The sequence below is a fragment of the Paenibacillus dokdonensis genome (genome assembly GCF_004916975.1).
GTDB classification, from domain to species: domain Bacteria; phylum Bacillota; class Bacilli; order Paenibacillales; family Paenibacillaceae; genus Paenibacillus_AQ; species Paenibacillus_AQ dokdonensis.
Map to the genome: position 1 here is coordinate 1 of NZ_STGQ01000003.1, position 12,938 is coordinate 12,938.

Annotated in this window: 13 protein-coding genes, 1 rRNA gene and 1 other annotated feature (1 of these 15 running past the window's edge); of the genes, 1 reads left to right on the top strand and 13 read right to left on the bottom strand. The window is 47.5% G+C overall.

Annotated elements, in window-relative coordinates:
• The 8 genes from E6W40_RS24420 to E6W40_RS24455 all read right to left on the bottom strand — a co-directional run.
• Positions 1-91 (bottom strand): 16S ribosomal RNA (locus E6W40_RS24420); the annotation flags it as partial.
• Positions 92-564: 473 nt separating this feature from the next.
• On the bottom strand, positions 565-2,451 hold the full coding sequence (locus E6W40_RS24425) for a LysM peptidoglycan-binding domain-containing protein (protein ID WP_136608244.1): 1,887 nt from the start codon (positions 2,449-2,451) through the stop codon (positions 565-567).
• A gap of 167 nt (positions 2,452-2,618) precedes the next feature.
• A complete protein-coding gene (ilvE, locus tag E6W40_RS24430) occupies positions 2,619-3,503 on the bottom strand; it encodes a branched-chain-amino-acid transaminase (RefSeq protein WP_136608245.1) in 885 nt (294 codons plus the stop codon).
• Positions 3,504-3,506: 3 nt separating this feature from the next.
• Positions 3,507-4,397 carry a prephenate dehydratase gene (gene pheA, locus E6W40_RS24435; protein WP_136608246.1) on the bottom strand — a complete coding sequence of 297 codons (891 nt, stop codon included), beginning with the start codon at positions 4,395-4,397 and terminating at the stop codon, positions 3,507-3,509.
• Positions 4,394-5,362: a homoserine kinase gene (gene thrB, locus E6W40_RS24440; protein WP_136608247.1), complete on the bottom strand. Its 969-nt coding sequence runs from the start codon at positions 5,360-5,362 to the stop codon at positions 4,394-4,396. Before thrB ends, pheA begins: the two co-directional genes overlap by 4 nt.
• Positions 5,359-6,429, bottom strand: a complete 1,071-nt coding sequence (thrC, locus tag E6W40_RS24445) for a threonine synthase (RefSeq protein WP_136608248.1) — start codon at positions 6,427-6,429, stop codon at positions 5,359-5,361. Before thrC ends, thrB begins: the two co-directional genes overlap by 4 nt.
• A 41-nt stretch (positions 6,430-6,470) precedes the next feature.
• Positions 6,471-7,757 carry a homoserine dehydrogenase gene (locus E6W40_RS24450; protein WP_136608249.1) on the bottom strand — a complete coding sequence of 429 codons (1,287 nt, stop codon included), beginning with the start codon at positions 7,755-7,757 and terminating at the stop codon, positions 6,471-6,473.
• A 47-nt stretch (positions 7,758-7,804) separates the two neighbouring features.
• Positions 7,805-8,242, bottom strand: a complete 438-nt coding sequence (locus E6W40_RS24455) for an ACT domain-containing protein (protein WP_136608250.1) — start codon at positions 8,240-8,242, stop codon at positions 7,805-7,807.
• A 250-nt stretch (positions 8,243-8,492) separates the two neighbouring features.
• Between E6W40_RS24455 and E6W40_RS24460 the strand changes: the two genes are divergently transcribed.
• Complete coding sequence (locus E6W40_RS24460; RefSeq protein WP_136608251.1) at positions 8,493-9,449, top strand: IS30 family transposase; 957 nt, start codon at positions 8,493-8,495, stop codon at positions 9,447-9,449.
• A 60-nt stretch (positions 9,450-9,509) separates the two neighbouring features.
• Here the strand turns inward: E6W40_RS24460 and obgE are convergent, their stop codons facing one another.
• The 5 genes from obgE to rplU form a co-directional block, all read right to left on the bottom strand.
• The gene (gene obgE, locus E6W40_RS24465) at positions 9,510-10,823 is read right to left on the bottom strand and encodes a GTPase ObgE (RefSeq protein WP_136608252.1); all 1,314 of its coding nucleotides are present in this window, start codon (positions 10,821-10,823) and stop codon (positions 9,510-9,512) included.
• A gap of 13 nt (positions 10,824-10,836) precedes the next feature.
• The gene (locus tag E6W40_RS24470) at positions 10,837-11,574 is read right to left on the bottom strand and encodes a Spo0B domain-containing protein (protein ID WP_246073176.1); all 738 of its coding nucleotides are present in this window, start codon (positions 11,572-11,574) and stop codon (positions 10,837-10,839) included.
• Between the two features lie 288 nt (positions 11,575-11,862).
• The gene (gene rpmA / locus E6W40_RS24475; protein WP_076174421.1) at positions 11,863-12,174 is read right to left on the bottom strand and encodes a 50S ribosomal protein L27; all 312 of its coding nucleotides are present in this window, start codon (positions 12,172-12,174) and stop codon (positions 11,863-11,865) included.
• A gap of 5 nt (positions 12,175-12,179) precedes the next feature.
• On the bottom strand, positions 12,180-12,524 hold the full coding sequence (locus E6W40_RS24480; protein WP_136608254.1) for a ribosomal-processing cysteine protease Prp: 345 nt from the start codon (positions 12,522-12,524) through the stop codon (positions 12,180-12,182).
• Between the two features lie 14 nt (positions 12,525-12,538).
• Positions 12,539-12,850 carry a 50S ribosomal protein L21 gene (rplU, locus tag E6W40_RS24485; RefSeq protein WP_136608255.1) on the bottom strand — a complete coding sequence of 104 codons (312 nt, stop codon included), beginning with the start codon at positions 12,848-12,850 and terminating at the stop codon, positions 12,539-12,541.
• A 13-nt stretch (positions 12,851-12,863) separates the two neighbouring features.
• Positions 12,864-12,938 (bottom strand) — a sequence feature (ribosomal protein L21 leader region) (it continues 6 nt past the right edge of the window).

The following is a 12,938-nucleotide window of genomic DNA, read 5'->3' on the forward strand; positions in this document are numbered from 1 at the left end:
TTCCCGAAGGAAGTGTAAGAGTCCGCTCGACTTGCATGTATTAGGCACGCCGCCAGCGTTCGTCCTGAGCCAGGATCAAACTCTCCAAGAAAGTTGATAGCTCATTTTGAAACTGACGAGATATAATGAAATTTTGAATTAAGCAATGCTAATCAAAATATTCATTAATGTTAATCTCATTTGTGCTCAATCATCGATTCAGACAAGAAGTCTTGAACCCAATAATTTCGCGTTTCGGCTTTGCAAGCAAAGCCTGTATCTCACTCGTTGTTCAGTTTTCAAAGATCAAATTCTTTCTTTCGTTCATCACCGCATCTCAGCGGCAACTTTTATAATATATCATGGTTTTTCGAGAATTGCAAGCTTTTTTCGAACTTTTTTCATCTCTCAGAACCGTTCGGCATTTAGTAGATTTCTTGGCCGGATTAATAATATAACATATGATTCAGTTAATTAGCAAGCTTATTTTTAAATTAATAAATGAAGAATCCATTTAATCATTACATACACGAAAAACAGACATACAATGTATGTCTGTTTTTGTCTCCACCCTATACTTTTGGCTCAATCTCTAATCCAAGGATTCTTCCGTTTTGAAGAAGAACCTTGTCTTTTGGATTTCTGGGATACATCTTTTTCACGAGAAGCTTTGGCGCTGTTCTTGGTGTTGCTAAGCGTTTTTACCTTTTTGGTGGATTCTACTTTAGCCTCTTCATTTGACTCCGCAGCTTCAAATGATGTACTTGAAGCTTGTGCCGAATTTACACTTGCTGTTGAAACTGGTTCAGGCTGAGTCATTTGCGCTGGATACCCATATGACTGGGCACGGTCCCATTCTGGGTGGCCCATCCCTCCCCAACCTGGAAATTGCATATTCGGATCATGGAATTGCATATCCGGATCATGGCCATAAGCACCTAACTGAGCATTCGGCATCGCTCCATAATTGCCCATCATTGGAGCAGGATACGGATAGCACCATGCTGGATAGGCAAACTGCGGGCATCCTCCTGGGTAATTAAACATTGGATCCACATAACTCGGATTAGGTCCATGATAAGCTGGTGATACATCTGAACAACCACAAGGATTATAAGGAGCAGGTTCATAATACATAGGGGACACGTCGTTATGATGGTAAGGCTGGTTGGGTTGATTGCTTACCGGTGACTGCATATTCGGTTCATAGAACATAGGGGACACGTCGTGATGATGGTAAGGCTGGTTGGGCTGATTGCTTACCGGTGATTGCATATTGGGTTCGTAGGATATCGGAGATACATGATTATGATGATAAGCATGATTAGGCTGATTGCTTACTGGTGACTGCATATTGGGTTCATAAGCTATAGGTGATTGGTGATTTTCCCAATGATTCTCTCCCCATTGTCCTCCAACAGGCATATGAGAATACGGACTTACCCAAGATGGATTCGGCATGCAATCGTCATCTTGAGCACTCTCCACAATGCCTGGATAATTCGATGTCTTTCCTGGATAAGGCATGTTGTTGTAGTTATGTTCTCCAAGAACACCTTCATCACATGGCATATTGTAGAACGATCCTACTTCCTGGGCAGGCACTGGGAACTGCATAAAGGGATGCTGTGCTCCCCAATAATTATCCTCGCATCCGCAAGGCTCCTCATGAGCAGGCTTAACAGCCATCGGCTTATTTTCTGCAAGAGGCATTATATTAGGCATGACATTAGGGACTGTCATTTCAGGCATAACGTTTGGCGTCATATTAGGCATGACATTCGGCATGACATTTGGCATTGTCATCTCAGGCATAATATTCGGTGTCACATTCGGTTTTACCATTTCGGGCATAATGTTTGGCATCACATTCGGCACCGTCATTTCAGGCATAACGTTAGGTATGTTCGGCATGATATTGGGCACATTCGGAAGGGTCATTTCGGGCATAAGATTAGGAAGTGGAAGGTTAGGTATTTCAAGCTGCTGAGGCTGCACGTTGCTTGGAGCGGTAACCTCGGCCTTCGGTGCTGTTTCTTCTTTAGGGCCCGTATAAGCTTTGCCACCAGGAAGTATTTTGTCGTGATTTTCATTCGCATTCGCGTTTGTGTTTGAGTTTGTGGTTGCATTTGAATTCCCACTCGTTTTAGGAATGTTCACAACCTCTCCCACCAGCAAAGCATTCGGATTTTTGAGTTGGGGATTGGCATCGATCATTTCCTTTAGTGAAACACCCCATGCTTTCGACAGCTTCCAGAGACTATCCCCCTGTTTGACGACATGCTTATGGATAATTTGATCATTGCTGGGCACCTGCACCGGAACTGCAGGAATTTTCACCTTTTGTCCGATTTGCAGCTGATTGGGATCAGAAATTTGGGGATTAGCGTCGATGATTTTTTGCAAAGGAATATCATACTTTTTGGAAAGCTCATATAAAGTGTCGCCATTTTTTACAATGTGTATCTTCACGCGGCAAATACCTCCTAAACTCTTATAGGCGCATAAATCGTCCGCCTTCGTTACTACATCTTATGCACAGGATAGGCGGATGACATCCCTTATGACAAAAAAATCCTTTCATGAGCTTGTCATGAAAGGATTTTGGAGAACATGCACGCGTGAACCGGGCTAAATTTTTAAGCTTCCCAGACTTTATAGCCGTCCTGGGTTACCGCTTTACGGAATTCTTCGAGCAATTTCAGCGTTATTGGACCTGCATGGCCTTCACCAATCACCCGTCCGTCAATTTCGCGGGCTGCGATAACCTCTGCGGCCGTACCTGTGAAGAATACCTCGTCTGCTATATACACATCATGCATTGTGAACGGCTCTTCCTTCAGCTTGTAACCAAGCTTCTCGCACAACTCAATAATAGCCAAACGTGTAATACCTTCAAGAGCACCCAGATAGCATGGAGGCGTGTACACAACACCTTTTTTCACTAAGAAAATATTATCACCGGATCCTTCAGTCACATATCCCTGGGCATTTAGCATAATCGCCTCATCCGCTTCAGCCAGATTCGACTGAATTTTCACCAGGATATTGTTCAAATAGTTCAGGGATTTAATCTTCGGATTCAAAGCATCCGGGAGATTGCGGCGCTGGGATACCGAAACGGCTCGCAATCCTTTCAAATAAGCTTCGTCCGAGTAAATGGCAAGCTGTTCAACGATAATGAGCACCGTCGGATTCGGGCAACGTCTTGGATCAAGACCCAAGTTGCCTACTCCACGAGACACAACCAGACGGATATAACCGTTTCTCATATCGTTACGGCGAATCGTTTCCGCCATGGCTTCGCGCATTGCCTCGAATGACAATGGAATGACAAGATCAATGGATTTTGCAGAATCATAGAGACGCTCCAGATGTTCATCGCATTTAAAAATATTACCTTCATAAATGCGGATTCCCTCGAAAATTCCATCACCATATAAAAATCCATGGTCAAAAACGGATACTTTTGCGTTCTCCTTGGTTACAAATTCGCCATCCAAATAGATCCACTGCTCTGACATTAACTACAGCACCTCCGAAATTAATTCCTGATAAGTATAGCTTGGATAGGATCCAAGGACACGAACCTGACAGCCAAGTGCCTCGATTTCTTCAATCGCTGCGGTCAGTAGTACGGAATCCACCGATTCCAAGACATCGATATAAAAATAATAGCTGCCCAGCTTTTTCTTCGTAGGGCGCGATTCAATACGGGATAAGTTCAAACGTCTCCACGCAAAGGTAGCTAGAACCTGATGCAGCGCTCCGGCAAAATCCTCAGGAAGCGTAACCAGGACGCTTGTTTTCATTTGCTTAACCGGCTGCGGAACCTGAGTCAGTTCCTCCTTGCCAATCAATATAAACCGGGTGTAATTGTTATCATGGTCAGTCACACGTTCAGCCAAAATATCCAACTGGTGCGTGGCAGCGCCGAGCGTCGTTCCAATGGCTGCCATTCCAATACCTGGATTATCCTTTACAATTCCGACAGCTTCCGTGGTGCTGCCTGCATTCACAAGCTCCGCTTGGGGAGCATGCTTGCGGATGAACTGCTGGCACTGCGCCATGGCTACAGGATGAGATAATATTTTCTGAATCCGGGTGTAATCCACCCCACCGGACTCCGCAATAAACTCTTCACGGTCACCGATCAAATTCTGGATCGACGGATAAACCCATTCAATCTGCATCGGAATATCCACTTCATTGACGAGCCAATCCATATGAAGACTCACGGAGCCTTCAATGGTATTTTCAATAGGAATGACGCTGTAATCTGTTTTCCCATGCACCGTTGATAAAAACACGTCGGAGATCAGCTTATGGTACACCAGTTCTACTGGTTCATCCCCGAACAAGAGTACAACAGCTTCGTGTGACACCGACCCTTCAGGCAATAATGCTATACGCTTCATGCTTTTACTTCCCCTTTTATCATTTCCAAAAATGAGCCAGACGGCATACTGCCGATCAGCATTGCTCCTTCACGCGAAGGGCTCAGCCAGCTTGCAGAAGCACGAATGCCCTCAGCCTTCATCGTATTCAGCAGATAAGTCTCCAGTTCCTTTTTGCGCTGTGATTGTCGTTCCACCAAAGCCAGCAATGTTGGACCCGCACCGCTAAGTGCAATGCCCAGCGCTCCATGGTCAACAGCATTTTTCAGGATCTCCGCCATACCAGGGACGAGCTCTGCACGGTAAGGCTGATGCAGACGGTCAGACATCGCACGGCTGATTAAATCCAATCTGCCTTGGGCCAAGGCGGCCACCAGCAACGAAGATCTGCTGATATTGTATACCGCGTCCTTCCGGCTGATCTGTTCAGGAAGTGCTTTTCTCGCCTCAGAGGTTGAGAGCTGGAAATCCGGAATGACGACAAGCACCTCCAACTCCTCATGCGGTTCCATGCGTATGTAGTCCGCATGCAGGCCGTCCCATATGGCTGTAATGAGCCCGCCGAACAACGAGGCTCCGACATTGTCAGGATGGTCCTCGATGGCTGTTGCCATATCAAAGAGCTTCGTTTCCGAAAGCGGCGACCCGATTAATTCATTCGCAGCGAACAACGCACCGACAATTGCGGATGCGCTGCTGCCCAGGCCCCGTGTCAGGGGAATATCGGAGTACATGGATATCTCAAGCTCAGGTACCTGAACTCCCGCTTCGCGAAATACCATCTGGGCAACCTTGTACACCAGATTGCTTTTATCTGTCGGGATCCCATCCATTTCGTCTCCATATAAATGAATGACCGTTTCCTTAGACCCTTTCATTCCAATCCATGAGTATATTGAAAGTGCCATACCAAGCGTATCAAACCCCGGACCCAGATTCGCGGTGCTTGCAGGAATTCTCACACATACGCCTTCTGGTTTTATCATGCTCCGGCCTCTTCCAGTTTAGCGATGGCCTCCATAACGGCTGCTTCGGTGTCTGGCACTACAAGAGGATCAGCATTGACCGTTTTCAGCGCGACGTTTGGATCTTTAAGTCCATTCCCTGTCAAAACGCATACGACTGTTTCCCCGCCTTGGAAATAACCCTCTCGCTTGAGCTTAAGCACACCTGCAACGGAAGCCGCAGAAGCCGGCTCAGCAAAAATGCCTTCTCGGGATGCGATCATCCGGTAAGCAGTCAGAATTTCATCATCCGTTACATAATTGATGAGTCCGTTTGACTCCTCAGCTGCAGCAACCGCTGTTTTCCAGCTTGCGGGATTACCGATCCGGATTGCTGTAGCGATCGTTTCAGGCTCAAGAATCGGCTCGCCTTTCACAATGGCCATAGCGCCTTCAGCCTCAAAACCTACCATTTTCGGCAGCGAGGTTGCTTTACCTGCTTCATGGTACTCCTTGAAGCCCTTCCAGTAAGCCGAGATGTTGCCGGCATTACCGACAGGAATAGCCAGCACGTCTGGTGCTTTGCCCAACTGATCGACAACTTCAAATGCCGCCGTCTTTTGACCTTCAATGCGATACGGATTAACCGAGTTCACAAGTGTGATCGGATGCTTCGCCGTAATTTCGCGAACAATCTCCAAAGCCCGGTCAAAATTCCCCTCGATGGCAATTACTTTCGCTCCGTAGATCATAGCTTGAGCCAGCTTGCCGAGCGCGATATTGTTGTTCGGGATAAGTACGATGCAATTCAACCCTGCTCTGGCGGCATATGCTGCTGCTGCTGCAGAAGTGTTACCGGTAGAGGCACACATAATGGTACGGCTGCCTTCTTCGATTGCTTTGGCAACGGCCATGACCATGCCACGGTCCTTAAAAGATCCCGTTGGATTCAGTCCTTCATATTTGAAATACAGATCAAGTCCCAATTCCTCCGAAAGATTCTCCGCACGGATGAGCGGTGTGTTGCCTTCCTTTAATGTAAGCAAAGGCGTGTTTTCATTCACTGGCAGGTACGATTTGTAATTTTGAAGTAGTCCTTGGTATGACATGGGTATGGCTCCTTTTCTCTTTATAGATAAGGCAGAGGGAATTATCCCTCCACGCGGTATACACTCTTGATTTTACGGATGACTTGAAGTCCTTCGAAATGCTGCAGCACTTTGTCCATGCTCGATTTGGTGGCATTATGGGTGACGATGATGATTTCTGCTTCCGGATTCAATTCATTGGGCTGCTGGACCACCGATTCCAGGCTGACTCCAAATTCAGCGAACACCTGGGTGATTCTTGCCAGGACACCTGCCTTATCATCCACATGAAGCAAAATGAAATTTTTAAACGAGATTTGCTCATCGTTCTTCAGCTTCTTCGGCTTGTAAGGGACGATAGCCTTCAGACCGTTCACACCGAGCTTCAGATTCTTGATCACCGCGACCAGATCCGCCACAACCGAGGTGGCCGTTGGCATTTCGCCCGCACCAGCACCATAGAACATCGTCTCGCCTACGGCTTCACCATACACATAAACCGCGTTAAATACTCCGTTTACCGAAGCAATTGGATGTCCTTTACGTACCATGGTCGGCTGAACGCTGATACTCACATGATCATCTTCCCGGTCGGCAATGCCCAGCAGCTTCATCTCATATCCTAAACGCTTTGCATATGTGATATCCTCTTTTGATACTTGAGAGATACCGCGTACACTGACATCCTTCAGCTCCACATTGGTGCGGAAGCCCAGCGTACCGAGAATAGCCATTTTACGGGCTGCATCCAATCCTTCCACATCCGAGGTCGGGTCTGCTTCCGCATAACCAAGCTTCTGCGCCTCTTCGAGCACATCCTCGTACGAAGCGCCTTCCTGACTCATTTTTGTTAAAATAAAGTTCGTCGTCCCATTCACGATCCCCATGATTTTCAATATGCGGTCGGACGAGAAGCCCTCAATTAAAGTCCGTATAATTGGAATGCCGCCGGCAACGCTGGCCTCATAGAAAACATCACATTGCCTTTCTTGTGCCTTGGCCAAAATTTCCGATCCATGTAGAGCCATCAGATCCTTGTTCGCGGTCACGATATGCTTGCCGCGTTCCAAAGCTTCCAGAATATATGCCTTGGTATCTTCAACGCCGCCCATGACCTCAACGACCACATCAATTTCCGGATCACGGATGACTTCCCATGGATCTTCTGTCAGCTTGCTCTTGTCCACGTTGATGCTGCGGATTTTGTCACTGTTCTTCACAGCGATTTTTTCAATGATAATTGGAGAACCGACCTGGCTGCTCAAATCTTCCTGATGTCCTTCCACAATCCTTACGACTCCCGTACCTACGGTGCCAAGTCCCAATAAACCCACTTTTACCGGCTTCATTCCTTTACCTCCTGTTTCATACGTTGTCATTCTATATTCATTTCATTCTAGCCTTGACCGATGAGATTTGCACGTTTGACACCAGCGCAATCCCGCAGGTTTTCCAGCATATCTCCGAGCTCATCGCTCATTCTGGAGACCTCAACGGATATCACAACATTCGCAATTCCCTGGAGCGGGATACTTTGGTGAATTGTCAGTACGTTCCCGCCAAAGCCAGCAACGAGACTTAATACTTTGGACAGCATTCCAGAGCGGTGTTCCATGTCTATGGAGATTGTAACAATACGCTCTCTTTCCAGCTGGTTAATCAGATGGATACCGTCTTTATACTTGTAAAATGCACTGCGGCTCATTCCAACCTGTTCCACAGCTTCATGCACCGTCTTCGCGTCACCGGCCGCAAGCAGCTGCTTTACCTGCATGGTTTTAACCACGGCTTCAGGTAAAATATCTTCACGGACCAAATAATAGCGTTCTTTCACGAACGTCCTCTCCTCAAAGACTGATGTTTTTATATAGTGGACATTATAAAGAATTGTTTCGGACGGGTCAATAGATTTAAGCCTTTTTGTGTTGAAGAGTGTCAAGGAAGCGCTTACGTTTTATTTTTAAGAGACGGATTGTAATATGAAGTGCGACACCTCAAGCTAGGAAAAACAAAAATGGCCCATGCTGGTTTCGTGTAAAATGGAAGTCACCACAACTAAACCATTTATCACAGGAGAACCCAACATGAGCTACTCCCATCTTAGCATAATTGAGCGCGGACAACTAGAAACGTTACATCGACTGGGCTGGTCCTGCCGGGAAATAGGGCGTGAACTGGGCCGTCATCCCTCTACAATCGCACGTGAAGTTGTACGAGGCAGCCAGAAAGAAGAGTATGCGGCTCTACCCGCCCAACAGGCCTACCACGAGCGAAGAGCTTCATGTGTGCCTAACGGGAAGTACAACACAGATCTTGCTGAGCAGATCAACCAGAAGCTGCTGGAGACGTGGTCTCCTGAGCAGATCGCGGAGAAGCGACGGGCGGAAGGGAAGCCTTTCGTTTGCTTCAAGACCATCTACAGATGGCTCTACAAAGGATGCCTTGCAGCTGGAGACGTCAAGGTTCTACGGCATAAAGGCAAGCGTCAGAAACCGGTGGAAACGCGCGGTCGCTTCCTCGTTGGCACCCCAATTAGCAAGAGACCAAAAGAGGTTCGCAAACGCACGTCATTTGGCCATTGGGAGCTCGATACTGTCGTCTCCAGCCGAGGGAATAGTAAAGCCTGTGCGGCTACCTTCATTGAACGGAAGACGCGTCTTTACGTGGCTGTGAAAATGCCAGATAGGACGGCTAACTCCATGGAAATCGCCTTCGGTGTCGTGGCCAGCCAATACCCACAAGGTGCCTTCCAAACGGCGACAACCGATCGAGGGAAAGAGTTCGCTTGCTACGCGAATCTGGAAGCCTTTCACGATATCCAGGTCTATTTTGCAGATCCATATTCCTCTTGGCAGCGGGGCTCCAACGAGAATGGAAACGGCCTACTCCGAGAGTTCTTCCCCAAAGGGCATGACTTCGCTGCCATTACGGATGAACAACTTGCTGATGCGCTCCGGCTGATTAACAACCGCCCCCGAAAATGCCTAGATTGGAAGTCGGCTCACGAAGCCTTCATGGACGAGGTGTCGCACTTAGCTTGACAATCCGTCAAGAAAAAAAGCCGTCCAGGATGCTTATCGCACCTTAAACGGCTTCTCATTTTAGTAGTAACTGCTGCCTTCCACGAACTCAAATTCGAAGTCGGCGATACGGACGATCGTTCCTTCAACCGCGCCGCGTTTACGCAGCTCATCATCAATGCCCATATGACGCATCGTACGCGCAAGCTTTTGAATAGCTTCATGCGAATTCATCTGAATTCTCTTCAGCATCCCTTCAATCTTCACGCTGTGTACGACATATGCCTCATTATCCCTTGTGATGGTAAATGCATTGTTATCGTCTTTCTTATCCAGCTTGTATACTTTTCTTTCCGTAGTCTCGGCCACCTCTTCGATGTGAACCTCTTCCGGAATAGCATCAAGAATATCTGCCGTACGGTAAAGCAGCTCCTGAACACCTTGACGCGTAAGAGAAGAAATCGGCATGATTTCGATGTCAGGTCGCAGACTCTGAACCTGTTCACGAAACATTGCAAGGTTTTCCTCAGCTTCAGGCATGTCCATTTTATTCGCTGCCACGATCTGTGGACGCTCTGCGAGAGCAGCATTGTACAGCTTAAGCTCATCATTGATTTTCACCCAGTCTTCGAATGGGTCACGGCCTTCGGATCCAGCCATATCAACGACATGGATAATGATTCGCGTACGTTCTACATGCCGCAGGAATTCATGTCCCAGACCTACACCTTCATGGGCACCTTCAATGAGTCCAGGCAAATCGGCCATGACAAAGCTCCGGCCATCTCCTGCTTCGACCATACCAAGATTCGGAGTGATCGTTGTGAAATGGTAAGCGCCGATTTTGGGCTCTGCAGCAGAAACCACAGACAGCAGGGTAGATTTCCCGACACTCGGGAAGCCTACGAGACCCACATCAGCCATGACCTTCAGTTCCATAACCAGATAACGCTCCTGGCCCTCTTCACCATTTTCAGCAATCTCTGGAGCTGGGTTGTTCGGTGTAGCGAAGCGGGTGTTACCGCGTCCACCGCGTCCACCGCGTGCTACAACGACCTGCTGGCCGTGGCGAACCATATCCGCGAGCACCTCGCCTGTATCATCATCAATCAGCACGGTCCCTGGCGGAATCCGTACAATCATATTTTCAGCATTCGCACCATGCTGGCTCTTGTTCCGGCCTTTGACCCCGCGCTGGGCTTTAAAATGCCGCTGATAACGGAAATCCATCAGCGTACGCAGACCCTCATCAACGCGGAATATGATATCTCCGCCTCTACCACCGTCACCGCCGGCAGGTCCGCCTTCAGGGACGTATTTCTCCCGGCGAAAGGCCACTAGCCCGTCACCGCCGTCGCCGCCTTTAACGTAAATCTTCGCTTTATCTACAAACATGACTTCACCTTCCTCATGACTCACACGGCACACGCAATTGAAACGAAGCCTGGGAGGGATGAAGCTGCTCCGCTTTCATTTTTTTGCCTTGTACCACATTATAAATTTGCTGCTTCAGCATTTCCGGATCTCCCATAGATCCGTCTTCTTCAAAGCTTACGATAATATCCGCACCTTCCTGACGCAAACTCAAAAGCAGTTTACGGGTATCCCCCCAAGATACTCTTCCACTATATTGATAAGCGCGAATCGTCTGCATGATCACAGCAGCTAAGTCGACACCATCCTGCGGACTCAACTTATCCAGCTGCATATCGTGATCCACTGCAATCTCAAGCTCGAGATTACTGTTTGAAGTCCGGAACGATTGCAGATAAAAGACAAGTGACGGTATGCCAAGCTTTGAAATTTTGCTTTCTTGGTTCATCCGCTCTTTTATTCTTTCCACACAATGTACGGCTTTATCAATTTTCCCAAGCTGAATGTAACCGTACAATATCTGCAGGTCATTCATCCAGTCATGCCGATGGTGATTCAGCGTCCGTATAGCCGCCTCTTCAAAGCTTCGCAGCAATGCCTGCTGTTCTTGCTCATGACGGCGGATAATCAGCATGAAGCTTCCTGCAAGTACAGCCGCCACCCATATCACCAGCACAATGCTCCAGATGAGAGACTTGTCCTGTATAACGAAATATAATGGTATAGCTAAGGATATAGCGAATATAGCCAATAGAGTCTTCCAGGATTTCAATAGCCTCTCCCCGTTCCTTATCACCGATCATTCTTACATCAATTACCAGTATAACACAGCAATCCTTGATAGATCATCCATCAACTGCAAGAAAAAAACATTATCCGCTTGTCCCGCAGTCATAAACATATCTCTTGATCGCCCGGAGAAAGGCCATATTCTGCTCAAAAGCGTTCTATTTGCAATATTGCCACAGCACTTATATTGACCTCATATATTTAAAAAAAGCCTTCGGCAAGCACTGCCGAAGGCTCTTCTCGTTAATCCAACCCGTTTTGTGAAGACAACTTACGCTTCCACTGCTGCCGCTACCGGAGCAACATCAACAGGGTAGACGCTCACTTTTTTGCGATCGCGGCCCCAACGTTCGAATTTCACAACGCCGTCCACTTTTGCAAACAAAGTATCGTCTTTGCCGATGCCCACGTTCGTACCAGGATGAATTTTAGTTCCGCGTTGACGAACCAAAATGCTTCCGCCAGTAACGGTTTGTCCGTCAGCACGCTTAACGCCGAGGCGTTTTGCTTGGCTGTCGCGTCCGTTCTTTGTGGAACCAACACCCTTTTTCGATGCGAACAATTGAAGATTCAACTTTAACATGTTGTCTACCTCCTTCTTTGAGTAATAACTTCTTTTATTTGAATATACTTCCCGTATGATTCTGTAATCGAATTCAGCATAACTACCATAGACTCGAGCAGCAGCTGTGCTTGGCTTTCAGCATTTCCATTCCCGTCAACGGGAAGATAGGCGCTTAAAAAACCATCATTCATTCTGCTGTCCATTACGGTTCCGGTTAATGCTTCCAAAGAATTCACAGTTCCGACCGTGACCGTCGATACGCCGGCGCACACAATATCTTCACCATGTTTCGCATAGTTCGCATGTCCCTTTACCTCAAAGCCATGGATGCTGCCATCCTCTTGACGTAGTATGCGCACGTTAATCAAATCAGTGCACCTTCTTACGCCTGGATTTTTTCGATGGTTACTTTAGTGTAAGGTTGACGATGGCCTTGTTTCTTGTGGTAGTTTTTCTTAGGTTTGTATTTGTATACTACAACCTTTGCACCTTTGCCATGTCTCTCCACTTTTGCGGTTACAGCTGCGCCGGAAACCAGTGGCGTACCTGCTACCAAACCGTTGTCATTAGATACGGCCAATACACGATCGAAAGTCACGCTTTCGCCGTCGCCCGCATTCAATTTTTCGATGTACAATACGTCGCCCTCTTGAACTTTGTATTGTTTACCGCCAGTTTCGATAATTGCGTACATTTGCTTGCACCTCCTCATGTCTCAGACTCGCCTGATCCAGGTGGCTGCCCTAAAGCTGCACTTTTCAACCCGACCGGAGCGGTTACAG

Coding starts and splice junctions, on each gene's coding strand:
- thrC (WP_136608248.1), bottom strand. CDS start 6,429: ATGTCATACCAAGGACTACTTCAAAATTACAAATCGTACCTGCCAGTG.
- obgE (WP_136608252.1), bottom strand. CDS start 10,823: ATGTTTGTAGATAAAGCGAAGATTTACGTTAAAGGCGGCGACGGCGGT.
- E6W40_RS24450 (WP_136608249.1), bottom strand. CDS start 7,757: ATGAAGCCGGTAAAAGTGGGTTTATTGGGACTTGGCACCGTAGGTACG.
- thrB (WP_136608247.1), bottom strand. CDS start 5,362: ATGATAAAACCAGAAGGCGTATGTGTGAGAATTCCTGCAAGCACCGCG.
- ilvE (WP_136608245.1), bottom strand. CDS start 3,503: ATGTCAGAGCAGTGGATCTATTTGGATGGCGAATTTGTAACCAAGGAG.
- rpmA (WP_076174421.1), bottom strand. CDS start 12,174: ATGTTAAAGTTGAATCTTCAATTGTTCGCATCGAAAAAGGGTGTTGGT.
- pheA (WP_136608246.1), bottom strand. CDS start 4,397: ATGAAGCGTATAGCATTATTGCCTGAAGGGTCGGTGTCACACGAAGCT.
- E6W40_RS24460 (WP_136608251.1), top strand. CDS start 8,493: ATGAGCTACTCCCATCTTAGCATAATTGAGCGCGGACAACTAGAAACG.
- rplU (WP_136608255.1), bottom strand. CDS start 12,850: ATGTACGCAATTATCGAAACTGGCGGTAAACAATACAAAGTTCAAGAG.